The organism is Limnochorda sp. L945t, from assembly GCF_035593305.1.
In the GTDB taxonomy this organism is placed as follows: Bacteria; Bacillota; Limnochordia; order Limnochordales; family Geochordaceae; genus Carboxydichorda; species Carboxydichorda subterranea.
Genome location: NZ_CP141615.1, coordinates 876,284 through 900,561, shown reverse-complemented (window position 1 = coordinate 900,561; position 24,278 = coordinate 876,284). Strand labels below are relative to the sequence as shown.

Here is a 24,278-nt window from a genome sequence, read left to right as displayed (position 1 = left end):
AGCCGTTCAGCCGGGCAGGGAGAGCGCCGTGCGGGCGACCGCAAGCAGAGGCTCGGGCCAGATGCCCAGCGCCACGGTCCCCACGGCGAGCAAAGCGGCCAGAAGGGCGAGCGCCCGGCGAGGTCCGGCCGCCCCGACCGCCGCCCCCCTGCCGCCATCGGCCACGACCCCGGTGCCCCGGGCAGCAGGACGCCCCGCGACGATGGAGTAGGCCAGCGTCAGGTACGGGTAGGCCAGCACCGCCGTCGAAACCGCCAGCACCAGCGCCAGCCACGCGGCTCCCTCACGGACGGCCGCCCCTACCAGCAGCACCTTGCCGACGAAGCCGCCGGTAAGCGGCATGCCCACCAGGGCCAGGAGAAAAACGGCGGCCGTCCAACCGGCGAGCGGCTGAGAGGCCGCTTGCCCTCTCAGGGCATCCAGCGGGTACTCGCTGCGTACCCCCGCCAGCATGGAGGCCGAGACGAAGAGGCCGAGGTTCATCAGGGCGTAGGCGCCGAGGTAGAAGAGGCCGGCCGCTATCCCGTCCCCGGTGAAGTGGGGGAGGCCGATGAGCAGGTACCCGGCGTTGGCGATCCCGGAGTAAGCCATCAGCCGCCGCAGCTCCCGCTGGCGGAGCGCCCCCAGGCTGCCCACCAGCATGCTGAGCGCCGCCAGCGCCCACAGGGGGGCGTGAGCGGCGGGAGGAGCCGCCGTCGCGACCCGGAGAAGGGCCGCGAACGCCGCCGCCTTGGTCGCCACCGACATGAAGGCGGTGACGCCCAGCGTGGCTCCCTCGTACGCATCCGGCGCCCAGAAGTGGAACGGAGCCAGGGCGAGCTTCAGAGCGAGCCCCACCAGGATGAGGGCGAAGCCTCCCGCGGCGGTCCGGAAGGCCCCCTGCGCCGGCGCCTCCGACCCTTGTAGCGACAGGGTCCCCGTGGCGCCGTAGACCAGCGCCATGCCGAAGAGCAACACGCCGGAGGCGAGCGACCCCAGCAGGAAGTACTTGAAGGCCGCCTCCTGAGCCCGGGGGTCCCGCCGCCGGTACGCGACCAGCACGTACAGGCTCAGGGAGAGCAGCTCCAGCCCCAGGAAGAGCCCGGGCAGCGTCGTGGCGGAGGCCAACAGGCCCATGCCCGCCGCAGCCAGGAGCAACAACGCATAAAAGCCGGCCGGCTCGTGGCGGTCCAGGACCGGCACGGAGATGGCCACACCCACGAGCCCGCCTGCCACCACCACACCGGTCGCCACACGGGCCAACCCATCCAGGGCAAGCCGCGCCGGACCGGGCACGCCGGTCCCGACCCCCGCCCCGGCCGGCGTGGGCGGCTGGGCCAGCGCCGCACCGCCCACGAGCCACAGCGAGACGGCTGCTGCTGCCAGGCTGACCAGCACGATGCCCGTATTGATGGCGGCCGCCCGTCGCCCCGGAGCGGCGAGTTCGATCCCGAGCACCAGGAGCGCTCCGGCCGCCAGGATCAGGCTGGGAGTCGCCCCGGCCGGAAAAAGCTGGCTCACGTCCACGATCTCACCTCATCCGCGTCCACCCATGCCATGACGCACCGGCGCCTCAAAGGCCGGCCACCACCCAGATGACGACCACTGCCGCGCCGGCCAGCACCGCCAGCGCGTACCGGCGTACGAAGCCGCTCTGGAGCCGTCCCAGCCACCGGCTGACCAGCGCGGCCAGGGCTGCCACGCCGTTGACGCTCCCGTCCACGCCCTCGGTTTCGACGACTGACTCGGCCCAGCGGCTGACGGCCAGCGCCGGCCGGACGATGACCCGGGCGTACGCGGCATCCACGTACAACCCTGCCGCCCAGGCCGCGGCCACCCATGCCGGTGCCCGCGGGCGGCTGCCCGCGGCCCCTCGCCCGGGGCCATAGACCCACAGACCGGCGCCGCCGGATGCCAGGGCCACCAGTACCGGTAGCCACGCCACCGCCGCCGGCACCCCGTGGGCGGCAACCTCGGCCGCCGGCTGCACGCCGGACGCTCCGGCGCCCTCCTGGAGGCCGCGGAAGACCGAACCCAGCACAGCAGGTGCCCACTCCACGCGTCCCGGTATCCAGACCCAGCCGGCCACCGCCGCCAACGCCGCCAGGATGGCCACCGGCACCGCCATGGCCCGGGTCGTGGCCCCGGGCTCGTGATGGGCGGGCCTGCCGACCCGTGCCCGCACCGCGCTACCCTGCGGGCCCGTGAAGATCAGCGCGACCATGCGGCCCGAGTAGAAGGCCGTCAACCCCGCCGCTGCCACCGCGAGGGCCCACAACCAGACGGCGCCCTGCTCCCAGGCTTGCTCCAGGATCGCCTCTTTGCTGAAGTATCCGGAGAACGGCGGGATGCCCGCCATGGCCAGGGCGCCCACCCCGTACGCCACGTAGGCGAGCCGCAGCCTGCCTGCGAGGCCGCCCATGCGGCGGACGTCCTGTTCGCCCCCGAGGTAGTGGATCACCAGGCCCGCCGCCAGGAACAGCAAAGCCTTGAAAAACGCCTGCGTGAAGAAGTGGAACACGCCGGCCATCTGGGCCTGAAGCCCCACGCCCAGGAACATGTAGCCGATCTGGCTCATCGTGGAGTAGGCCAGGATCCGCTTGATGTCGGTCTGCCCGCAGGCCACGAGCGCGCCGAACAGCGCCGACAGCGCTCCCACCCATGCGACCGCCTGCGATGCCGCCGGCGCTGCCGCGTAGACGGGGTACATGCGGGCCGTGAGGTAGACCCCTGCGGTCACCATCGTGGCGGCGTGGATCAAGGCGCTCACCGGTGTGGGGCCGGCCATCGCGTCGGGCAGCCACACGTGCAACGGGAGCTGCGCCGACTTGGCCGCCGCCCCCCACAGCAAGAGCAGCCCGATGGCCGTCAGCGTCTCCTGGGGCACGCCGCCGAGGCGCTGGAACAGCGTGACGAAGTCGAGCGCCCCGGTCTGGTCCCACAGCCACGCCGACGCCACGACGATGGCGATCTCCCCGCCCAAGGTCACGAGAAACGCCTTGATCGAGGCCGCCCGGGCATCGGCCCGTTGATGCCAGAAGCCGATCAGCAGGTACGAGGCGAGGCCCACGTTGGCCCAACCGATGAGCATGGGCAACAAGCCGTCGGCGAGCACCAGCAGGCTCATGGCGAAGATGAAGTAGTTGAGCTCGGCGAAGTAGCGCCCGAAACTCGGATCCTCGGCCATGTACCCCACCGAGTAGATGTGGATCAGCAGCCCCACGCCTGTCACGATCAGGACGAACCAGAGCGATAGCCCGTCACCCAAGAGGCCCAGGCCGAGCCGATCCGCCGGCGTCCCGCCTGCGACCGCCGGCCCCGTGCCCGTCCACCATTCGCCGATGCGCCAAACCAGGGGCACATGCTCCGGGGGCGAGCCATGGGACAGGTAGCCCACCAGCGCCACCACGGCGCTCGCAAACGCCAGGGCCACCGCACCATTGGCGACCCACGCCACCGCCCGGCGGCTCCAGCGCCGTCCGGCCAACGCCAGCACCAGCGCCCCCGCCAGCGGGAATGCCACGATGGCTGCAAGCCAGGGGGATGTCAGCATGCCTGCCGCGCCCGCCCCTTCACCCGTTCAACTGCCGCACGTCGTCGGCGTCCACGTGCCGCCGGGCACGGAAGATGGTCACGATGAGCGCAAGCCCGATGGCCGCCTCCGCCGCCGCCACCGTCATGGCCAGGAAGGCCATCACCTGCCCCGAAGGCTCTCCCAGGTGACGGGCATAAGCGAGAAAGGCCAGGCCGGCCGCGTTCCACATGACCTCCACCGACATGAGCATGGCGAGCGGCGACCGGCGGACCAGGACCCCGAGCCCGCCGATGCCGAACAGGACCACCGCCACGGCCATGTATGCTTCGACAGGAGCCCCCGGCATGACCCTCTACCTCTTCTCCCCCGCGCCGTGCGTCGTAGAACCGGCGGGTGCGACCGCCAGGCCTTGCCCCTCAGGCGGCTGCGCGGCGGCCGCCGGCTCGAGACCCCGGGCATCCTGCCGACCATCTTCCGGTTGCGCCGCCTCGCGCCGGCGGCCCACGATCACCATCACGCCGACCATGGCCACGAGCAGGACGAGCCCCGCCACCTCGAGCTCGAAAGGAAAGCCCTGCAGGAGGGTGCGGCCGAACTCCGCCACGCCGCCGTATCCTTCCGGCGCGGCCACCCAGGTAACCGTCCCCCCGGCTCCGGCTGCCCGGTCGCCCGGCCCGAGGACCCTCAACAAGACCGCCGCCACGAGGGCGCCCACGGTGGCCAGCGCCAGCGGCAGCTGCAGCGCCAGTGGATCGACCTCCGTCTCCACGGGCCGGTTGCGGGCGCTCAGGATGGTGATGACGAAGACGAACAACACCATGACGGCACCGGCATAGATGATGATCTGGGCGATGGCCAGGAACTCGGATTGCAGGGTCAGGTACAGGGCCGAGAGCCCCGCAAAGTTGACCAGCATGGCGAGCACGCCGTGGACCGGCGTGCGGGCCGCCACCACGCCCAACGCCCCCGCCACCGCGACCGCGGCCGCAGCCACGAAGACCAGCGTCATGACGCGACGGCCCGCCTCTCCTCCGGCACGCAGGAGCCGGCGTCCTGCCGGCGCGACAGCGCTCGCTGCGCCTCTTGCTCGCCGGCGGGAGCCGTCACGCCTGCCCTCTCACGGCCGGCCTCCGGCGCTTCCGGAGGTCGCCGCCCCTCGAAGGGAGGGTAGACGACCTCCGGCACGGTGAACTCCGTCGCCTCCCGGTCGACCAAGATCCGCCGCCCGTAGACGAGTGCATCCCGGCTGAACGCGGCCATCTCGTACTCCTGCGTCAGATGCAAGGCCCCCGTCGGGCACGCCTCTTCGCACAGCCCGCAATAGATGCATCGCAACATGTCGATCTCGTAGGCAAACGCGTACCGCTCTCCGGGCGAGTGGGGATGCCGGGGGTCGTTCTCCGCAGCGTAGACCGTGATCGCATTGGCCGGGCAGGCCACCTGGCAGAGTTCACAGCCCACGCACATCTCCTGCCCGTTGGCGTAGCGGCGCAGCTCGTGGCGGCCGCGGAAGCGCGCGCTCCTCTCCCGGCGCCTGTCCGGGTACTGGATGGTGTGCTTGCGCTGCCAGAGGATGCGCAGGGTCGTGCCAAAGCCCTTGGCCAGCCCGCGGGCGACCTTCCACGCTCGGGCCCCGGCCTCCGGAGGCACCCGCTCAACCGGCGCTGCCATCCCCCGATCGCTCCCCTCTTCCAACCGTTGTCGCCGCGTCAGCCGGCCAGGGCGGCCCACCCGGCGTACGCCAGCAAGTTGGCCACCGACAGCGGCAGCAGGACCTTCCAACCCAGGGCCATCAGCTGGTCGTAGCGCAGCCGGGGTACCGTGGCCCGCACCCAGATGAAGAAGAACAGCACGGCCCCGAGCTTCAACAAGAACCACACGACGCCGGGCAACCACGACGGCCCGGCCCACCCTCCCAGGTACAGCAACGTGACCAGGCTCGCCTGCGTGATCAGGTTGACGTACTCGGCCATGACGAACATGGCCATGCGCAGCCCGCTGTACTCCGTGTGGTAGCCGGCGACCAGCTCCGTCTCCGCCTCGGGGAGATCGAACGGAGCCCTGGCCACCTCGGCGCTCGCCGTGATCAGGTAGATGACGAAGCCGAGCGGCTGGACCAGCGCGTACGGGTACGGCGACTGCGCCGCCACGATGTCCGACAGCCGCAGCGAACCGGCCATCACCAGCACGGCCAGCAGGTTCATGGCCATGGCGATTTCGTAGCTGATGAGCTGCGCGCTCGCCCGCAGCCCGCCCAGCAGCGCGTACTTGCTCTGCGACGCCCAGCCGCCCAGGGCGACCCCGTAGATGCCGAGCGACGTGAACGCGAGCAGCACCAGGATGCCCGCGCCCGGGTCGGCGATGCTGAGCGGGACGGTGTAGCGCCCGATATGCACCGGTGGCCCCACGGGAATGACCGCGTACGCCGCCAGCGCCATGAAGAGGCTGATGCCCGGTGCCAGCAGGTAGATCAGCCGGTCCGCCTCGGCCGGGATCACGTCCTCTTTGATGAGCGCTTTGACCCCGTCGGCCACGGGCTGCAGCAGCCCCCACGGCCCTGTGCGGTTGGGGCCCAGGCGAAACTGGAAAAAGCCCAGGATCTTGCGCTCGAAGAGCATCAGGTAGGCGAAGGTCCCGAGGAGCAACAGCACCAGGATCAGCGACTTGGCAGCCAACCCCAAGACGACGCCCCAGGAGGTCATGGCCGGGATGTCAGCGCACCACCTCTCCGGCGATCACCTGCACCGCCGTCACCACCGGGTGACGATCCCCCACCGCCACCAGGCGGTTCACGCCGCTTCCGGGACCGTGAGGCTCCACGCCGGCCAGGCCGGGCCCCACCGCCCGGTCCACCGCCACGTGGCCTGTCACGGCGCCGTGCGCGGTGGCCAGGGTCACGGGCTCACCGCCCGCCACGCCCAGCCGCCGGGCATCCTCCGGGTGCAGGTGCAACGTCACGCCCTGGCGGTGCACTTTCGGCGTGAAAGCTTCGTCATGGGCCGCCGTGCCCCCGCCCACCATCAGCCGGTCGAGCACCACGACCCGCAGCCCGCTCTCCGGCCCACCCGGCGCCTTGCCGTCCCGCGGCTCCGCCGCATGCGCCCGCCCGCCCCACAGGGCCCGGGCCTCTTGCGGCGCGAGGGCGCCCAGGGCCTCTCCGGCGACGTCGACGTCCCGGCCACTCCACCAGCCGTTCGCGCCCTTCCCGTGCGGTCCGGACGAGCTCCGGGCTCCCAAGCGGGAGGCGATCGCTTCGATGATGGCGGCGTCGGGGCGGCCCCCGTCGGCCCCAGCATCCAGGGCCGCCTCCATCCGGTGCACCGTGCCGTCCATGTCCACGAGCGTCCCGTCGCGCATCCACGCCGGGACGGCCGGGAGCACCAGCGTGGCGAGCTCGGCCGTGGCGGTCAGGAAGAGGTCCTGCACGATGACCGCCGGCGTCGCTTCCAGGGCCTTCTCCACCAGGGCCCGATCCGGGAAAGTCTCGAGCAGGTTGGCTCCCACCAGGTACAGCACCCGCAACTCGCCGCGCGCCGCCCGCGCCAGGATCCCGGCGGTGTCGAGCCCACCTCGACCCGGGAGCAGGCCGGTGGCTTCCGCTGCCCGGCTCTGGGGTTGCTCTCCGGGGACGAGCACGTGCACCTCTGCCCCGGCCTCCTCCAGCCGCCCCGCCAGATCGAGGAGCGCCTCCCCGGCCACGGCGGCCGACCCGTCCCAGGCACCTTTGCCGTCCCACACGATGGCAGCCGTGGCGTTGCGCCCTTCCCGGACGGCCCTGGCGACGGCCTCGACTACCTGAGACCTGATGGCTTCGATGGCCGCTCTCGTCTCCGCACCGCCGGCGGCCCAGGTATGCCGCACCGCCTGCCCGCGGTACGACGGGTCGACCGGCCCGATCGAGAAAACCGCGGCACCGGCGCCGGCCGCCTGCCGCACGGCGAGATCGAGCACGGGGGCTCGTTCGACCGGAGGTTGCCCCACCACGACAACGATCCCGGCGCGGCCCACGGCCTCCATGCGGCCGGCCCGTCCCGAGGGCGTCGCCAGCGACGCGACGGCCTGATCCCCGGTCCGGTGATCGCGATGGGGGGTGCCCACGGCATCGGCCAGCGCTCGCAGGGCGGCCGCCTCCTCCGCCATGAGCCGGCCCCCGCCGACGATGGCCACGCTCCCGGGCCCCGCGGTGGCCACCGCCTCCCGGATCGCGCGGGCCGCTTCCTCGATCGCCTCGTCCCAGGGCATCGCCCGCCTGGCGCTCCCGCGCCCGGCGAGAGGCGTCGAGAGCCGATCCGCGGACTGCGCCCACCGGTAGTTGAACCGGCCCCGGTCGCACAGCCATCCCATGCCCCTGGCCCCGGCAACGTCCTCGGCAGGAGTGTGATACGCCTGCATCAATCCCCGGGCCCCGAACAGATGGTCCTCCGGTGCTCCCTGCGAGACCACCCGCACCAGCTGCCCGTGCCGGAAGTCCAGCCGTACCGGGCAGTGCACCGAACAAAGGGTGCAGGCGGAGGCCACCGGAGCCAGGTCCCACGGCCGTGCCCGGAACCGGTACGGCTCCGAGGTGAGCGCGCCCACCGGGCAAAGCTCGATCGTGTTGCCGGTGAAGTAGTGCGCGTACGGCTCTCCGCCGGCGGTTGCCACCTCGGCATGGTGCCCTCGCTCCGCGATGACGAGCTGGCCCTCGTGAGCCACCTCGTCGTCGAATCGCACGCACCGCCGGCACAGGATGCACCGCTCCTGGTCGAGCACCACGAACGGCCCCAGCTGCACCGCCTTCGGCTTGCGGACCTTGGCGTCGTAGAGCCGGCTTGCACCCGGGCCGTACCTGAACGTCAGGTCCTGGAGCTCGCACTCGCCGCCCTTGTCGCACACCGGGCAATCCAGCGGGTGATTGAGGAGCAGGAACTCGAGCACGCTGCGCTGGGCCTCCTGCACCTCCGGGTGGCGGGTGTCCACGACCATGCCCTCGGCTACGGGCGTGGTGCAGGCGGTCACCAGCTTGGGCATCTTCTCGACCTTGACCAGGCACATCCGGCACACGCCCGCGGGCTTCAACTTCGGATGGTAGCAGAAGACCGGGATGGGGATCCCCGCGCGGCGCGCCGCCTCGACGATCAGGGTACCGGGGGGCACCTCGACCGTGCGGCCGTCGATGGTCACGCGAAGTTGCGCAGGAGCTGCTCCGGCGGCGCCGTTCATGCCACCACTGCCTCCCGGACGCACCGGCCCAGCGTCACGTGGGCCCGGTATTCGTCCATGAAGTACTTGAGGCTCGACTGGAGAAAACCGACGCCCGCGTCCGACAGCGGGCAGATGGTGCGGCCGGCGATGTTGCCCGGAAGGCTCTGGAGGACCTCGATGTCCCCGGGCCGCCCCCGCCCGGCCTCGATGCGAGCCAGGATCCGGGCCGCCCAGTGGAGCCCCTCCCGGCACGGCGTGCACTGCCCGCACGACTCGTGGGCGTAAAACTCTGCGAGGATCCGGGCCGCTTGCACGATGCAGTCCCGGTCGTCGAGGACGATGACCGCCCCCGATCCCAGCATCGAGCCCGCCTTGGCGATGGACTCGTAGTCCAGCGGCACGTCCAGTTGCGCTTCGGTCAGGACGGCGGACGAACCGCCCCCGGGCTGGACGGCCTTGACCCGGCGGCCGGGCTCCAGGCCCCCCGCGACGTCGAACAGCAGCGTGCGCAACGGGACGCCGAGAGGCAGCTCGTAGTTGCCCGGCCGGCGCACCCGGCCGCTGACCGAGAAGATCTTGGGGCCCGGGCTCGTGGGCGTGCCGATGGAGGCGAACCACCTCGCCCCCCGGTCGACGATCGACGGGATGCAGGCGAGCGTCTCCACGTTGTTGACCACGGTGGGCATGCCGTACAACCCCACCACCGCAGGGAACGGCGGCTTGAGCCTCGGCTCGCCCCGGCGCCCCTCGAGGGAGTTGAGCAGACCCGTCTCCTCGCCGCAGATATAGGCGCCGGCGCCCCGGTGCACCACGATTTCCAGGGAAAAGTCCGATCCCAGCACCCGGGAACCGACGTAGCCCCGCTGCCTCGCCTCGGCCAACGCCCGGGAGAGCACCTCGTACGCCTGGCGGAACTCTCCCCGCAGGTAGATGAACGCCTTCGCGGCCCCGATGGCGTACCCGGCCAGCATGATCCCCTCGATGACCAGGTGAGGGTTACGCTCCAGGAGCAGCCGGTCCTTGAACGTCCCCGGCTCGCTCTCGTCGGCGTTGCAAATCAGGTAGCGGGGACGCCCGTCCTTGGGCAGGAAGCTCCACTTGCGCCCCGTCGGGAAACCGGCGCCGCCCCGGCCCCGCAAGCCCGAGTCGCTCACCTCCTTGTGCACCTGCTCCGGGCTGAGCTCCCGGACCGCTCGCCGCAGGGCCCGGTAGCCCCCTTGCGCCTCGTACCCCTCGATGGCCTCGAGGGCCACCTTGCCGATGCCGGCCGTCAGTACCGGCTCAAAGGTCTGGCTCATCGTCCGGTCCCTTCCGCTCCGCCACCGGCCTTTGCCCGTTGGGAGAGATCGCCGGCGTTGCCGGCACCCGGGTCGCCTCGCCGGGCAACGTGGCCTTGTCGGCCAGCCGGGCCGGCGGCACCCCATCCTTCAGCGCCTCGATGAGGGCGTCCACCCGCTCCGGGGTGGCCCGGTGCACGTAGTAACCGTTGACCTGCAAGACCGGCGCCTGATCGCAGGCGGCCAGGCACTCCCCGGTGACCTTCAGCGTGAACATGCCGTCGCCCGTGGTCTCGCCGGCCTCGACCCCCAGCCGCCGCTGCAGATACCCCACCAGCTCCCTCGCCCCGCCGAGGGCGCAGGCCAGGTTGCCGCAGACGGTGAGGGTGTAGCGTCCCTCCGGCCTGCGCAAGAACAGGCTGTAGAAAGAGGCGACCGACTCGACCTGAGCGGGCGTGAGATCGAGGATCTCCCCGACGGCGTCGATGTCCTCACGGTCGAGGTAACCCCGCTGCTCCTGGGCCAGGTGCAACAGCGGCATGATGGCCGACCGCTTGTCCGGATAGCGGGACAGGATCTCGTTCACCGCCGACTCGTCACGAGCCCACTGTGGCGCCATGGCGGCTCAACGATCCACCTCTCCGAAGACCGGGTCGATGCTGGCGATGATGGCCACCATGTCGGCCACCAGGTGGCCCCGGATGATGAGGGGGATCGCCTGCGTGTTGTAGAACGATGGGGGCCGGACCCGCACCCGCATCGGCCGGTTGCCGCCGTCCGAGACCACGTAGAAGCCGATCTCCCCCCGGGGGCTTTCCACCGCCTGGTAGACCTCGCCTGCCGGCACGTCGAACCCGTAAGAGACCAGCTTGAAGTGATGGATCAGCGCCTCCATGCTGCGCCGGACCTCCTCCTTGGGAGGCAGCGACAGCTTGGGATCCTCGACCCGGTACCGCCCCTCGGGCAAGCCGTCCAGCGCCTGGCGGGCGATGCGGGCGCTTTGCTCCATCTCCGCCATGCGGACGAGGTACCGGTCGTACACGTCGCCGTGCTCGCCCAGGGGCACCTCGAAGTCGAACTCCTGGTAAGCGCTGTACGGAAACGCCTTGCGCACGTCGTAGCCGACCCCGCACGCCCGCAAGTTGGGGCCGGTCAACCCCCAGGCGAGCGCCTGTTCCGGCGTGACGGCCCCCGTTCTGCGCACCCGGGCGAGCCAGATCGGGTTTTCGTCCAGGATGGCCCGCAGCTCTCCCATGCGGCGGGGGAACGCACGCAGGTAGGCGTCCACCATTCGCACGAAGCCGGGCGTGACGTCCTGCGCGAGCCCGCCGACCCGGAAGTAGCTCGGATTCATCCGGGCGCCCGACACCTCTTCGAAGATGTCGAGGATGCCCTCGCGCATGTCGAAACCGTAAAAGTAGATGCTCTGCGCCCCCAGGTCCAGGGCATGGGTGGCAAGCCAGACCAGGTGGCTGGCGATACGCTGGAGCTCCGTGAGCAAGACGCGCACGTACTGGGCGCGCCGGGGCGGCTCCACCCCGAGGAGCTTCTCTACGGCCAGCACGTAGCCGAGGTTGTTGGACAGCGGGGAGAGGTAATCCATCCGGTCGAGCACCGTGATGGCTTGCTGCCAGGTGAGGTGCTCCGCGTGCTTCTCGATGCCGGTGTGCAAGAAGCCGATCTCGGCCTCGGCGTCCGTGATGGTTTCTCCATCCAGCTCCAGGATCAGGCGCAGCACGCCGTGGGTACTGGGATGGTGCGGCCCCACGCTGACCGTCATGCGCTCCTGCTGGACCTCGTCGATCCAGAGGGACTCTCCGAGCCCCTGCCGGCGATCCTGGACGTCGTGCTTCGTCGTCTCATGCATGGCCGTTCAACGCCCGTCTTCCTCCGCTCCCAGCTTGAGCGGTGCAAACCGGCTCCTGAGCGCCTGCGGCTGCCGGGACCGCTCCGGCCCCCGCAGCGGGTAATCCTTGCGCAGGGGGTGGCCCTGCCAGTCGTCGGGCATCAAGATGCGCTTCAGGTTGGGATGCCCCTCGAAGCGGATGCCGAACAGGTCGAACACCTCACGCTCCGCCCAGTTGGCCGAGGGCCACAGGTCGCTCACCGTATCCAGGCGTGGATCCTGTGCCGGTAGCGGCACCCTCAGCCGCAGCCGCCGGCGCTCTTGCACATCGAGGAGGTGGTACACGACCTCGAAGCGCTCCTCCGCCGGCCGGTGGCCCAGGTAGTCGACGCCTCCGACGTCCAGGAGCATCCGGTAGCCCTGTTCCCGCAAGAAGCGCGCCACCTCCTTGAGGGCCCCGGCCCTCACCCGCAGCACCGGCGTGTCGGGCGAAGACGCCAAGAGCTCGACGTCTTGCGGCCATCGCTCGGCGAGGCGCTGCAGCAGCTCGTCAGCCACGGGCGGTCGTCTGCCTTTCCGGCGCCCGGGCGTCCCGCAGGCCCGCCTTCGGGTCCACGGTGCGGATGCGCTCCTGGAGTTTCAAGATGGCGTCCAGTACCGCCTCGGGCGTCGGCGGGCACCCCGGGACGTACACGTCCACCGGGATGATCTGGTCGACGCCCTGGACGATGGCGTAGTTGTCGAAGATGCCGCCGCTGGACGCACACGCCCCCATGGCCAGCACCCACTTGGGATCGGGCATCTGGGCGTACAGCCGCCGGATGACGGGCGCCATCTTGTGCGATACCCGGCCGGAGATGATCATGAGATCCGCCTGCCGGGGCGAGGCCCGGAACACCTCGGCCCCGAAGCGCGCGGCGTCGTAGCGCGGCGAGACGAGATTCATCATCTCGATGGCGCAGCAGGCCAGCCCGAAGGTGAGCGGCCAGATGGACGACCGCTGGGCCCATCGGGCGAACCGGTCGACGGTGGTCAGGAAAAAGGGCTGGCTGACTACTTCCACTCGAATCCTCCCTTTCTCCAGACGTACGCATCCCCGATGGCCAGGATCAGGAGGAACAGCCCCATGACGGCCAGACCGTACCCTCCCAGGTGGCGCACCTGGATGGCCCAGGGGTAGAACGCGACCGTCTCCACGTCGAAGATGACGAAGAGCATGGCGACCACGTAAAACTTGACGGAGAAACGGCCGAGCAAGGGAGGCGTCGGGTAGCCGCTTTCGTAGGCTTCTGCCTTCACCGGATCCGGACGCCGGGGTCCCACGCGAGCGGCCAGGAGACTGATCGTGGCCGTGACGACGAGGACCACCGCGAGGTAGATGGACAGCGCCCCGTAGGCCTCCACCGATCGCAAGCCCCCCGTGTACCCCGCCCCTCCCGGCGACCCGGCTCTCCAGGGGCCGGCTCTCCCGGGCGGCAGTTTGTGATAATCAGCACTAAAAACCCTCAATAAAAGCGGCGATCCCGTGGCCGTGCCACCGCATCCGATCGCCGAACGAGCCCCGTCTTCGCCTCTGGCAAAGTATAAACGACGGCTCCGGACCATGCAACGCGCCGGGTCATCCCGAAGGTTCCCGAAGGGTCCCCGCTTTTCCTCCTCTGCTGCGAGAGAGGAGCGGAAGGCAGGCGTGGCGTAGGGACCCGCCAGTCCTGGACGTGAAGGTGGCATGCAGCCGGCCGTGACAGCCTTTCCAGCGCCAGCCCCCGCGCCGAGCCCCGCCGAGGACCCGGCGGACGCCGGGGTGGTGGGCAACGGCCAAACGGTCGCGATCATCGCTCGCACCGGCGCCGTGACCTGGTGGTGCCTGCCGAGGGTGGACGGCCACCCGGTGCTGGCGCGAGCCCTCGATCCCTCCCGCGGCGGGATGCTCGACGTTACCCCTGCGTCGCCCCGCTCTCTTTCTTCCCGCCTGGCCGGAGCGCGCCAGGCGTACTACGACGGCAGTACGGTCCTCGTCACCCGGTGGAAGGCGGGAGGCGGCGCCGTTGCCGCGGTGGACTTCATGCCCTGGGGCAAGCCTGCCCTGGTTCGGGAGGTGTGGGCCTCCGCCCCTTCGCCCCTCGAGTCCCTGGTGTTGCGCCTCACCGTCACCCGTGCCGCCGTGGCCGGCCGCTGGGCGGCGGCCGGCGGGGATCCCGCGGCGCTGCTCACCGAAGACTCCCCTGAAGCGGCCATGGCCTTCGCCCTGGCGCCCGGGAGCACGAGCGCCCCCCCGCAGGCGTCGTGGGAGCCCGGCACCGGCACGCTCGAGATCCGGTGGAAACCGGCCGGCTCCTGGGATCCCGGCCGACCCGCTCCTCCTCATCCGCTCCTCGACGGCCTGCGGCCGGTCGCGCGCCTCGCCGTCGGCTACGGGCGCACCGTCGACCAGGCGCGCTCCGCTGCTGCTGCCCTGAGCCGCCTGTCGCCCGAGGAGGGCGTTTGTGAGTCCCGGGAGTGGCTGAGTCGCGCCGTGGTCCCGCAGGGCATGAGCCCCGGGCACCTCGCGGCCTTCCGGCGCTCCTTGCTCACGCTGCGCCTGCTCACCTACCCCGAGACAGGTGCCATCGTGGCGGCTCCCACCGCCTCGTGGCCCGCCACGCCGGGCGGTTCGGACAACTGGGACTACCGGTTCACCTGGCTGCGAGACGGGGCGTGGACGGCCTGGGCGCTGGACCGGGCGGGGTTCCACCGGGAGGCCCGCGCCTTCTACCGGTTCGCGGCGCGCCTCCAGGCGGCCGACGGTCACTGGTCCCAGCCCCTCTATGCGGTGGACGGGCGGCTTCCGGTGGAGTTCGACGCGCCGGAGCTGAGCGGGCCCGGAGGCGAGCGTCCCGTTCGCTTCGGCAACGCCGCTGCCCACCAATTGCAGCTCGACAACGAGGGCAACGTCTTGTGGGGCGTGCAGGCCCACGTGGAGCTCACGGGCGACCAACAGCTGCTGTGGGAGACGTGGGACATGGTCAAGCGGGCGGCCCTGTGGGTCGAAGCGCACTGGCGCATGCCCGAGAGCGGCATCTGGGAGCTGCGGGAGTTCACCGGCCACTGGGTGCACGGGACGTCCATGGCCGCCGTGGCCCTGGCCAGCGCCGCGCGGTTGGCCCGAAGAGCGGGCACGGGAGAAGAGGCGGCCCGGCGGTGGGAAGGGCTGGCCCGGGAGATCGCCCGCCAGGCGCTAGACCATGCGTGGTCGGCCCGTCGCGGGGCGCTGATGCGGTTGTTCACCCCGCAAGGCCCCGACGAGTCTCAGGTGCTCGACATCTCGGTGCTGACGCCCCTTCTGTGGCACCTCGCCGACGCCCGAGATCCTCGCCTCGTCGCCACCATCGAGGCGATGCACCGTTCCCCGGCGGAGGGGGGCCTCACCGTGCGGGCGCCTTCGGCCGCCCGGGGCGGAGAAGGGCTGCTGCGGTTCGGGGACGGCGCCCTGCCGTTTTACATGGCTGGCTTCTGGATGGTGCGGGCCCTGCACCGGATGGGCCGGGACAGGCAGGCCGTGGCGCTCCTCGATCGCCTGTTGGAAGGGGCCAACCCCCTGGGGCTCATGGGCGAGCACCACGATCCGGCGACCGGGCGGCAGTGGGGCAACTTCCCCCAGGCCTTCAGCCACGAGGAACTGATCCACGCTCTGTACGAGCTGTACGAACCAGGGTAATCCGGTAGCGGTAGCGATCGCCCCGGTAGGCGACCCGCCTGAACTCCACGGGCGTCCCATCCACCAGGCGGGCCACCCGACGGATGAGGAGCACCGGCCGGCCTCTTCGCACCCGCAGCCGGTCGGCCTCGGCGGCGCCGGCCGGCGCCGCCTCGACGGTCTGCTCCCCGCTCGCCACCGGATACCCGATGGACTCCAGTGCCGAGTAGATGGTGAGGTCCGGTTCGGCGGAGGCCACCAGCCGGCCCTGGGCGGGCAGGAGGAAGCTGTCGTCGGTGAACAGCGGCTCCCCTCCCAGCCACACGACCCTGCTGATCTGCACGACCTCCTCGCCCGGCTCGATCCCGAGCGCCCGCGCCGCCTCTGGCGGCGCCGGCACGCAACCCGCCTGGAGCACCCGCACCTCGAACGGGAGCCCCTGCTCCCGCAGCTCCTCCGTGAACCCCCGCAACACTGCCAGATGCGCCAGGACCGGCTGAGAGGCCACGAAGGTGCCCTGACCGTGGCGGCGCTCGATCAATCCATCCGCCTCGAGCGCGTCCAGCGCCTGGCGCACCGTCGTGCGGCTCACCCCGAACAGCCGCATGAGCTCCCGTTCGCCCGGCAGCCTGAAGCCGGGTTTCCACTCGCCTTCCGTAATGCGCCGGCGCAGCGCTTGATGCAACTGGTGGTAAAGCGGCAGCGCCGCTCCGCGGACGACCGGCTCCATCCTGCTCTCCCCGGGCGAGCTTCGAGCCGCCGCTCCGCTCACCGGGCCGATCACTCCATGACGCCCAACAGCAGGCTCATGAGCAAGAGCGCGAACACCACGCTGGTGATCACGGTAAACGTACGGTCACGCTCGCGGGCGAAGACCAGGACCGACGCCCCCACCCGGAAAACGGGGGTGAGCACCAGGAGCACCAGGCCGAGCTGGATGATGGCGAGGGCCCTGAGGTGAGCCACCCCTGCCAGGACGCCGGCAGGGGTCGTGGGAAACCGCCCGTCGGGGTACCCGCCGGTGTCGGTGATGGCCCATACCGCCACACCGGCCGCGATCACGGCCGCGCTCACCAGCACTCCCAGCTGAAGGATGCGGCTGATGACGGTCTCCATGTCCCATAACGCCCGCTCGACCCGGGCCACCGGGCGGCCGCCGGCCCGGCTCGCCGCTTCGCTCCCTCCGGCTCTCACGGGACGACCCCTTTCCAGATCATCTCCAGACCCATGTAGACGAGCAGGGGCACGAAGGCGTAGCGCAGGAAACGCCCGGGCAACCGGGGCAACAGCTTGCTGCCCGCCCAGGCGCCGACCAGCACGCCGAGCGCCACGGGCGCCGCGATGCCCGGATGCACGTTGCCCCGCGCGAAGTGCACCCCGGCCCCTGCGGCCGCGGTCACGCCGATCATGAAGTTGCTCGTGGCCGTCGAGACCTTGATGGGCAGCCCCATGACCATGTCCATCCCCAGCACCTTGAAGACCCCCGAGCCGATGCCCAGGACCCCGGAAAGGCCGCCGGCCCCCAGCATGACCGCGAAGCCGCCGCCCAGGCGCCCCGCCCGGTACTCGATGGTCTTGCCCGAGGTCTCGTCGTGATAGCGACCCTCCAGCCGCAGCCGCCGCGCCCAGGCACTCTCGGGCACCCTGCCGGCCCCCTCGACGTGGCGCCGCTGGAACATCCCGTAGGCCGAGTACACCAACAACACCCCGAACAGCACGTAAAGGGCCCGGACCGGCAAGAGTCCCGAGACGTATGCGCCGCCGATGGCTCCGAGGGTCGTTGCCATCTCCAGAAACATCGCGATGCGCAGGTTGGTGAGCCGGTCCTTGACGTAGGCGGCCGCCGCCCCGCTGGACGTGGCGATGACGGAGACGAGCGACGCCCCGATGACGTGGCGGATGTTGTAACCCAGGCCGGTGGTGAGCACGGGCGTCACGATGATCCCGCCGCCCAGGCCCAGGAGCGATCCGATGAAACCGGCCGCGATGGAAAGGCCGAAAACGGTCAGGAAGGAGAGGGGGTCGAAGCCCAAGGGTACCCTCCTTTGCTCACTGGTCACTACCAGAATACCTCCATGGCGTACCTCCCCGCAATGCCCGCTGCGGCTTGACATCCCCCACGGCCGATGGCACGCTCAGTAGGGGCTTGCAGCACCCATGAGTCCTTCTCCCTGCTCTTCGAAAGGAGTCGCACCATGCCAGACGTGGCGAAGCGAGCAAACCCCGGCCCGTTCACTCCGTTGCCTCCCGGAGACGGCCGGAGCCTGCTCCTCGAAGACCCCGAGGGCCGCAGGCTCGAAGTGGCAGCCTGGGCGCCGGACCTGATCCGGGTGCGCTACGTTCCGCCGGAGAAGCCCCCCGAGACCCTCGCGTGGGCGCTGGCCCGCCCGGAGAGCGAGTGGCCCGCGGACTTCCCCGTCCGCCTCGAAGCTTCCCCCGACGGGTGGACGCTCAGCACTCCGCAGCTGGCGGTAAGGGTCCGGCGGGCCAACGGAGCGCTCGCCATCGACGCTCAGGGCCATCCCGAGCCCATCGCTGCCGACGACCCCGACCTGCCGGTCCGGGAGGGCAAGCCGCACCTCGAGCTCTTCAAGCAGCTGAGCCCGTCCTCCATGTGCCTCGGGCTGGGGGAGAAGACCGGGTGGATGGATCGGCGCGGCCGCATCCTCCAGATGTGGAACACGGACGTCACCCCCCACCTTCCCACCACCGACCCCCTGTATCAGTCCATCCCCTTCCTGGTCGTCTACGACCGTGGCCGCGCCTGGGGTTTGTTCGTCCACAACACCTACCGGACGCGCTTCGATCTGGGCGCTACCCGCCCGGACCGGCTGGGGATCCACCTCGACGGCGGACAGCTCGATTACTTCGTGATGGCCGGCCCGGGGCTGGAGCAGGTCGTGGCCCGCTTCACGGAGCTCACGGGCCGTATGCCGCTCCCGCCGCGGTGGAGCCTGGGCTTCCAGCAGAGCCGCTGGGGTTACCAGACGGCGGACGAGGTGCTGCAGGTCGCCCGGGAGCTCCGCAACCGGCGCATCCCTTGCGACGTGATCTACCTGGACATCGACCACATGCGGGAGTACCGGGTCTTCACCTGGGATCCCGTGCGCTTCGCCGACCCCGAGGGCATGATGGCGAAGCTGCGGGCGCAGGGCTTGCGCGTCGTGACCATCGTGGACCCCGGGATCAAGATCGATCCCGAGTACCCGGTCTACTCCGAGGCTTTGGAGCGGCAGTACTACGTCCGCAAGAAAGACGGCAAGCCCTTCGAGGGCGTGGTCTGGCCCGGCCCCACCATTTTCCCCGACTTCCTGCGCCAGGAGGTGCGCAGGTGGTGGTCACAGTGGCACCGGGAGCTCATCGGGCGCGGGGTGAGCGGGATCTGGAATGACATGAACGAGCCGGCCAACTTCCGCCACCCCCTCCCCGCAGGCACGCTGGACCTCGATGCGGTGCACGGCCCCGACCTGGAGCGCCCTGCCGAAGAGCAGCGGCCGCTCCTCCACGCCGAGGCGCACAACCTGTACGGCCTGTTGATGAGCAAGGCGGCGTACGAGGCGCAGCTCGCCCTGCGGCCCGGGGTACGGCCCTTCGTGTTGAGCCGCGCCGGCTTCGCCGGCATCCAGCGCTACGCGGCCGTCTGGACCGGCGACAACTCGAGCTGGTGGGAACATCTGGCCATGATGGTGCCGGAGCTGCTCAACATGGGCCTCTCGGGCATCGCCTGGGCGGGCGCCGACGTCGGCGGGTTCGCCGATCATGCGACGGCCGAACTCGTAGCCCGCTGGACCCAGGCCGGAGCGTTCACCCCGTTTTTCCGCAACCACGCGGCCATCGACGCGCGCCCGCAAGAGGTGTGGCGGTTCGGCGAGGAGATCGAGCGCGTCTGCCGCGACGCGATCGAATGGCGCTACCGGCTGGTGCCCTACCTGTACACCCTGTTCTGGGAGGCGGCCTCCCGGGGCACGCCCGTGATGCGGCCGCTCTTGTGGCACCATCCCGGCGACGCCGAGGCCGAAAGGGTCCAGGATCAGTGGCTGTTGGGCCCGCACCTGCTCGTGGCGCCGGTCATCACGCCCGGAGCACGGCGGCGGATGGTCTACCTGCCCGCCGGGGAGTGGGTCCACCTCCGCCAGCCGGTCCGCATCACCGGTCCGGCGTACGCGCTGGTGGAGGCGCCCCTCGACCAGATCCCCGTCTTCGTGGCGGCTGGCGCGCCGGTGCCCCTGGCGCCGCTTGCCCAGCACACCGGCGAGCTGCGCCAGGACGACCGGGTGAGCCTCCTGCTGATGGCGCCCGCGGGGGATCATGGCGCGTTCGCCTGGACGTGGCTGTACGAGGACGACGGGGAGAGCCTCGACTACCAGCAGGGAGCGTACGCGCGCCGGCGCTTCGACGCCGAGTGGTCCGGATCCAGGGCCGAAGGGCGCCTCCGGCTCCTGCTGAAAGCCGGCCCTCGGGAAGGCGCCTGGCGACCTGGTCGCCCTTACTTCGAGGTCGTGGTACAGCGGCCGCCGGGAGCCTGCCGCTCGGTGCGCTGGCAGGGGCAGCCGGTACCCCGATCCGGGCAGGCGCTGGCCCCAGCCTTCCAAGACGAGGCGAGCTCCGGGCCGGCTCCCGGGACGGCGGTCGGCCCCCTCCCGGTCTGGGACGAGCGGGCCGGGAGCGAGCTGGTCGTCCGGCTGCCCGAGACGGCCGAGCCGGGCGTGCTCGAAGCGGAGTGGGATCGTGCCGGTCAGGCGTAACCCGAAAGCCGCCCTCAAGCCGGGGGCCATCGTGTCGGAGGTGCGGGCCGGGTCGCTGGCCGACGAGGCCGGCATCCGGCCCGGCGACCAGATCGTGGCGATCAACGGCGTGCCGGCCAGCGACCTGGTGCAGCTGCACTACGCTGCGGCACAGGACAGGGTGGATTTGGAGGTGCGCCGGCCGGACGGCGAGACGTGGGTCGTGGAGATCGAGAAGGACGAAGACGAGGACCTGGGCCTTCGCTTCTCCGATCCCCTCTTCGACCGGATCATCACCTGCGTCAACCGGTGCATCTTCTGCTTCGTCCACCAGTCGCCCAAGGGCATGCGCCGCACGTTGTACATCATGGACGACGATCTACGGCTCTCCTTCCTGGACGGCAACTTCGTCACCCTCACCAACTGGACGGAGTCCGACTGGCAGCGCGTGCTGGAGCAGCACCTGTCGCCGCTTTACGTGTCGGTTCACTCCACCGAGGACGACCTGCGCGCGTTTCTCATGGGCACCGACGCGGCCCGGGGGATCCTGGCGCAGCTGCGGCGCCTGGCGGCCGCCGGCATCCAGGTCCACACGCAGCTCGTGCTGTGTCCCGGCATCAACGACGGGGAGCACCTGGATCGGAGCATCGCCGACCTGGCGGCGCTCTACCCCCACGTGCGGTCGATCGCCGTGGTGCCGGTCGGGCTGACCCGCTTCCGCCAGCGGCTGCACCCGTTACGCCCGTACCGGGCACCGGAGGCGGCGGCCGTCTTGCGCCAGGTACACGCCTGGCAGCGGCGGCTGCTGCAGGACCTGGGCACCCGGTTGGTCTTCCCCGCCGACGAGTGGTACTCCCTGGCCGGCCGGTGGGTACCGCCCCGGGAGGCGTACGAGGACTTCCCGCAGCTTTCCAACGGGATTGGCCTCGTTCGCCGGCTGCTCGACGAGTTCTACGCGGCCGAGGCCGGCGCCGTCCGCCGGCAGCGTGGGAGCGCCGGGAGGCTGCCCGGGGGCCGGCGGGTTCTGTGGGTGACCGGGACGTCGGCCCGGCCGTTCCTGGAGGCGCTCGCCCGCCGGCTGGAGCGGCGGCATCCCGGGCTCGAGGTGCGGGTGCACCCGGTGGTCAACCAGTTCTACGGACCGACCGTCACCGTCGCGGGCCTGTTGACCGGCGCCGACATCCGGGCCTCCCTGGAGCGCCTGCCCGACCTCGGTCGCTTCGATGCCGTCTACGTCCCCAACGTCGCGCTCAAGGCCGACGAGCCCGTCTTCCTGGACGACATGCCCCTTCAAGACTTGCGAGAAGGCCTGCCCGCGCCCGTCGAGGCGATCGACGCGGACGGGCAGGCCCTTTGGTCGGCCACCGCAGGGGCAACCCTCACATCATCGGCACCTGCCGGATGAGGCGCCCGTCGATCCGTTCGAAGATCTCGTCGAGATCCGGACCCGTGATGGTCAGCCCGTGGTTGCGAAGCCCGATGACCGCCCTCCCCGGGTCGGGGGCTTCTCTCACCAGATTGGCCACCGACTGGGCCAGCTCCAGGGTGCCGCAGGGGAAGTTGACGAGGGTCGACTTGATCCCGTCCATCCAGGCGTGGACGTGCAGGATCGCGCCCACCTGGGGGTGCTCCGTGTAGATCATCCAGTGCTCGATGGCGTCCACCGAAACCCGGCGCGGGGTGACGTTGGGCGGGACGCTCAGGACGATCGCGTTCTTCTCGGCGTCGTACCCCTTGACCAGGAGGATGTCCTGCCCGACTTTCTCCAGCTTGTACTTGTTGACCCCGCTTGCGCTCATCCAGAAGCTGTGCCGGTCCCGGCGGGCGCTGATGTTGCCGTAGCTGAGGCCGCCGATGCCGTACAGGTGCTGGACGTGCCGGAAGTCCTCCGGCGGCAGGATCTCCTGAATCGGGAAGGGCGCGGGCAAGAGGTCGAGCTCGCCGAGCCGCCGGCTCGTCCGGCGGATCTGATCGACCGCGGCGTCCCCCTCCCACAGCTCGGGTGGGAGGTCCGGCTCGAAGACGTTGTCGATGACCAGGTTGGACGACGCCAGCGGATGGAGGCGCTCGTAGAGCCGGGCGAAGTAGGATCGCTCGTCGGCGTCGAAGGGCACCGTGTAGTATCCCTGCTCGAGGGTCACGAAGTGCGTGTCGACCTTGCCGTCCTGGGGTACGGCGTACAGCAGCAGGTTGGAGAGGGACCGGATGAGCACCGGGTATCCGGCGCGCAGCACGTCTTTGGGAGGCTCCTGGCCCACCACCACGGAGCAGACGAACGTGGCCCGGGCCCGGCGCCGGTACGGCCTGGGATGTTCCATGTCCGTGAAGTTGAGCACCAACCGGACGTCCCGGCTGGGGGTCTCCTCGTAGACGTTGCCGCGCCGCTCGAGCTCAGCCCGCAAGCCGTCCGCGAGCCACTGCTGGACCGCCGACGAGCGCTCTCCCACGATGGCGAAGTTCATCAGTCTGGCGCACCCCCAAGTCTACAGCTCATCGAAATCGTCCCCGCCGTCCAGATCCTCGGGACCGTCGAAGTCGCCCCCGAAGTCGTCCCCGCCCGGGCCCCGGTCGGAGCCCGGGCCCCCGCCGTCTCCCAGGCCGCCGTCGTCGCCGGAGCCGGCATCCCCGTCTCCGCCCCGGGACGAGCGCAGGACCATAATGTTGCCGAAGAGCCGGGCCACGTCGGTGCTTCCGCAGGACGGGCAAACCGGAGAGAGGCCCGCCTCCTTCTCCGCCAGCGTGGCGTGCACGTCGAACCGCTTCGAGCACTGCTTGCAGCGGTACTCGTAGATCACCCCGACCCCTCGCCCTCCCCGAGACGTCGAGGATATACCAGCGTTATCATGACTGGATGGTAGACAAGATTACCTTACCGAGTCGTGCCCGGCATGGCAAGCTCCAGGATACCGGGACGGACCCACCGCCTGCCCCCGGCTTCCACCTCGACGCCCGGCCACGAGGGCCCGTGGGCCGTGATGATCTCCACCCGGCCCGGATCCGGCCCATCGGCGGCGCCCACGAGGATGGTGTCCTCCGACTTGGTGCCGGTGATGCTGGGGTTCCAGGCAAAGGCGCCGGGCGCCTTGACGACCTGCACGCTCTGGGGCGTGGCCAGGTACTCGCGCTCCGCGTAGGCGATGGCCCCCCCTTGGTGGTGGAGCTTCCACTCGTCCGGGTAACCGTGGCGCCGGTAAGCTTCCTGGCCTGCCAGCAGGATGTCGGCCACCCGCGCGCCCGGCCGGGTCGCGTCCATGAGGGCGGCGTCCACGTGGCAGACGGCCTCGTGCCGGGCCCGCAGATCCCCCGGGATCCTGCCGAAGTGCACGAGGCGCGTCAGCGCGGCGATGAGCCCGCCTTGCCGGGCGCAGATGACCCCCATGAGATACCGCTCCACCGCCCGCCCTGTGGGAATGGGATGGCGGTACTGGCGAATACGGTCGTCGGCGGCGACCAGCACCACGGTCCCCTCCAGGCCCCGCTCCCACAAGGCCCGGGTCATGCGCCCCGCCACCTCCAGCTCGGTCATGCCCGGAGCCACCTCGGTGGCCAGCACCTGTTCGAGCGCGTCGCGAGACAGCGCCCCGACCCGGCGCAGCCGCTGGACTTCCTCCGCCGTGAGCGGGAAGCGCAACCCCGCCAGGGCGGCCTGCACGTTGGGCGTGCCGGCGATTCCGGTGTCGGAGGCGATGCGCCGGCCGTGCACCAGCCGTTCGATGGCCGGCTCGACCCCCAGGTGCCAGGGCACCGCCTCCACGTCCAGGTTGCCCCGTGGAGCGACGCCCTCCAGCTCTTCCCGGGCGACCCGGGGAGTTTCGATGTTGGTGGCAATGAGCGTCCATCGCCCCGGCTCGACCAGGAGCGACGCATTACCGATCTCCGTGGCCAGCCCCACGTGGTTGTCGCCTCCGGCCGTCATCCACGCGAAGTTGGCCCGCCGGGTCAGGATCACGCCGTCGAGCTTGAGCGACTGGAGCATCTCCTCGATCCGCCGCTGCTTGGTCTCCACTTCCCGGCGCCGCAGTGCCGTTGCCTCCGTCTCGTCCCTCACGGTCAGGCTCCC

The 24,278-nt window shown here is 70.8% G+C and carries 22 protein-coding genes; 3 read left to right on the top strand and 19 right to left on the bottom strand.

What is annotated here, in order from left to right; translation table 11 throughout:
- Window positions 1–6 precede the first annotated feature (6 nt).
- The 13 genes from U7230_RS04125 to U7230_RS04065 all read right to left on the bottom strand — a co-directional run bounded on the left by U7230_RS04125 (window position 7) and on the right by U7230_RS04065 (window position 13,225).
- Window positions 7–1,500 (bottom strand): NADH-quinone oxidoreductase subunit N, encoded by a 1,494-nt coding sequence (locus U7230_RS04125; RefSeq protein ID WP_324717472.1) that lies wholly within the window; start codon window positions 1,498–1,500, stop codon window positions 7–9.
- 52 nt (window positions 1,501–1,552) lie between these two features.
- Window positions 1,553–3,532, bottom strand: coding sequence for an NADH-quinone oxidoreductase subunit L (nuoL, locus tag U7230_RS04120; RefSeq protein ID WP_324717471.1), 1,980 nt, complete (start codon window positions 3,530–3,532; stop codon window positions 1,553–1,555).
- A gap of 19 nt (window positions 3,533–3,551) precedes the next feature.
- Entirely contained in the window at window positions 3,552–3,860 is a 309-nt protein-coding gene (nuoK, locus tag U7230_RS04115) for an NADH-quinone oxidoreductase subunit NuoK (protein WP_324717470.1), read from the bottom strand.
- A 6-nt stretch (window positions 3,861–3,866) separates the two neighbouring features.
- Window positions 3,867–4,523 (bottom strand): NADH-quinone oxidoreductase subunit J family protein, encoded by a 657-nt coding sequence (locus tag U7230_RS04110; protein ID WP_324717469.1) that lies wholly within the window; start codon window positions 4,521–4,523, stop codon window positions 3,867–3,869.
- Window positions 4,520–5,185 carry an NADH-quinone oxidoreductase subunit NuoI gene (nuoI, locus tag U7230_RS04105; protein WP_324717468.1) on the bottom strand — a complete coding sequence of 222 codons (666 nt, stop codon included), beginning with the start codon at window positions 5,183–5,185 and terminating at the stop codon, window positions 4,520–4,522. The genes U7230_RS04110 and nuoI overlap by 4 nt, the downstream gene beginning before the upstream one ends.
- Before the next feature lie 38 nt (window positions 5,186–5,223).
- On the bottom strand, window positions 5,224–6,189 hold the full coding sequence (gene nuoH / locus U7230_RS04100) for an NADH-quinone oxidoreductase subunit NuoH (protein ID WP_324717467.1): 966 nt from the start codon (window positions 6,187–6,189) through the stop codon (window positions 5,224–5,226).
- Window positions 6,190–6,226: 37 nt separating this feature from the next.
- Window positions 6,227–8,716: a 2Fe-2S iron-sulfur cluster-binding protein gene (locus U7230_RS04095; RefSeq protein ID WP_324717466.1), complete on the bottom strand. Its 2,490-nt coding sequence runs from the start codon at window positions 8,714–8,716 to the stop codon at window positions 6,227–6,229.
- Complete coding sequence (gene nuoF / locus U7230_RS04090) at window positions 8,713–9,996, bottom strand: NADH-quinone oxidoreductase subunit NuoF (RefSeq protein WP_324717465.1); 1,284 nt, start codon at window positions 9,994–9,996, stop codon at window positions 8,713–8,715. Before nuoF ends, U7230_RS04095 begins: the two co-directional genes overlap by 4 nt.
- Entirely contained in the window at window positions 9,980–10,594 is a 615-nt protein-coding gene (locus U7230_RS04085; protein ID WP_324717464.1) for an NADH-quinone oxidoreductase subunit NuoE family protein, read from the bottom strand. The genes nuoF and U7230_RS04085 overlap by 17 nt, the downstream gene beginning before the upstream one ends.
- A 6-nt stretch (window positions 10,595–10,600) precedes the next feature.
- Complete coding sequence (nuoD, locus tag U7230_RS04080; RefSeq protein ID WP_404980632.1) at window positions 10,601–11,755, bottom strand: NADH dehydrogenase (quinone) subunit D; 1,155 nt, start codon at window positions 11,753–11,755, stop codon at window positions 10,601–10,603.
- Between the two features lie 93 nt (window positions 11,756–11,848).
- Window positions 11,849–12,379 (bottom strand): NADH-quinone oxidoreductase subunit C, encoded by a 531-nt coding sequence (locus U7230_RS04075; RefSeq protein WP_324717462.1) that lies wholly within the window; start codon window positions 12,377–12,379, stop codon window positions 11,849–11,851.
- Complete coding sequence (locus U7230_RS04070) at window positions 12,372–12,884, bottom strand: NADH-quinone oxidoreductase subunit B (protein ID WP_324717461.1); 513 nt, start codon at window positions 12,882–12,884, stop codon at window positions 12,372–12,374. The genes U7230_RS04075 and U7230_RS04070 overlap by 8 nt, the downstream gene beginning before the upstream one ends.
- Window positions 12,875–13,225 carry an NADH-quinone oxidoreductase subunit A gene (locus U7230_RS04065; protein ID WP_324717460.1) on the bottom strand — a complete coding sequence of 117 codons (351 nt, stop codon included), beginning with the start codon at window positions 13,223–13,225 and terminating at the stop codon, window positions 12,875–12,877. Before U7230_RS04065 ends, U7230_RS04070 begins: the two co-directional genes overlap by 10 nt.
- A gap of 334 nt (window positions 13,226–13,559) precedes the next feature.
- Here U7230_RS04065 and U7230_RS04060 point away from each other — a divergent pair, with 334 nt between their 5' ends.
- A complete protein-coding gene (locus tag U7230_RS04060) occupies window positions 13,560–15,515 on the top strand; it encodes a glycoside hydrolase family 15 protein (protein WP_324717459.1) in 1,956 nt (651 codons plus the stop codon).
- On the opposite strand, the gene U7230_RS04055 is transcribed toward U7230_RS04060, so the two are convergent.
- From U7230_RS04055 to U7230_RS04045, 3 genes are read right to left on the bottom strand one after another with little or no spacing between them, the layout of a single operon-like run.
- The gene (locus U7230_RS04055) at window positions 15,463–16,224 is read right to left on the bottom strand and encodes a GntR family transcriptional regulator (protein WP_324717458.1); all 762 of its coding nucleotides are present in this window, start codon (window positions 16,222–16,224) and stop codon (window positions 15,463–15,465) included. The two genes, U7230_RS04060 and U7230_RS04055, sit on opposite strands and share 53 nt — an antisense overlap.
- Window positions 16,225–16,274: 50 nt before the next feature.
- Entirely contained in the window at window positions 16,275–16,688 is a 414-nt protein-coding gene (locus tag U7230_RS04050) for a DUF1634 domain-containing protein (protein WP_324717457.1), read from the bottom strand.
- A complete protein-coding gene (locus U7230_RS04045; protein ID WP_324717456.1) occupies window positions 16,685–17,527 on the bottom strand; it encodes a sulfite exporter TauE/SafE family protein in 843 nt (280 codons plus the stop codon). The genes U7230_RS04050 and U7230_RS04045 overlap by 4 nt, the downstream gene beginning before the upstream one ends.
- A gap of 162 nt (window positions 17,528–17,689) precedes the next feature.
- Between U7230_RS04045 and U7230_RS04040 the strand changes: the two genes are divergently transcribed.
- Both U7230_RS04040 and U7230_RS04035 read left to right on the top strand, forming a co-directional pair.
- The gene (locus tag U7230_RS04040) at window positions 17,690–20,239 is read left to right on the top strand and encodes a glycoside hydrolase family 31 protein (protein WP_324717455.1); all 2,550 of its coding nucleotides are present in this window, start codon (window positions 17,690–17,692) and stop codon (window positions 20,237–20,239) included.
- On the top strand, window positions 20,223–21,623 hold the full coding sequence (locus tag U7230_RS04035) for a DUF512 domain-containing protein (protein WP_324717454.1): 1,401 nt from the start codon (window positions 20,223–20,225) through the stop codon (window positions 21,621–21,623). Before U7230_RS04040 ends, U7230_RS04035 begins: the two co-directional genes overlap by 17 nt.
- On the opposite strand, the gene U7230_RS04030 is transcribed toward U7230_RS04035, so the two are convergent.
- From U7230_RS04030 to U7230_RS04020, 3 genes are all read right to left on the bottom strand, one after another.
- The gene (locus U7230_RS04030; RefSeq protein WP_324717453.1) at window positions 21,598–22,680 is read right to left on the bottom strand and encodes a class II aldolase/adducin family protein; all 1,083 of its coding nucleotides are present in this window, start codon (window positions 22,678–22,680) and stop codon (window positions 21,598–21,600) included. The two genes, U7230_RS04035 and U7230_RS04030, sit on opposite strands and share 26 nt — an antisense overlap.
- A gap of 21 nt (window positions 22,681–22,701) precedes the next feature.
- Window positions 22,702–23,013: an FmdB family zinc ribbon protein gene (locus tag U7230_RS04025; RefSeq protein WP_324717452.1), complete on the bottom strand. Its 312-nt coding sequence runs from the start codon at window positions 23,011–23,013 to the stop codon at window positions 22,702–22,704.
- 74 nt (window positions 23,014–23,087) lie between these two features.
- Window positions 23,088–24,266, bottom strand: a complete 1,179-nt coding sequence (locus U7230_RS04020) for a M24 family metallopeptidase (RefSeq protein ID WP_324717451.1) — start codon at window positions 24,264–24,266, stop codon at window positions 23,088–23,090.
- Window positions 24,267–24,278: the final 12 nt, after the last annotated feature.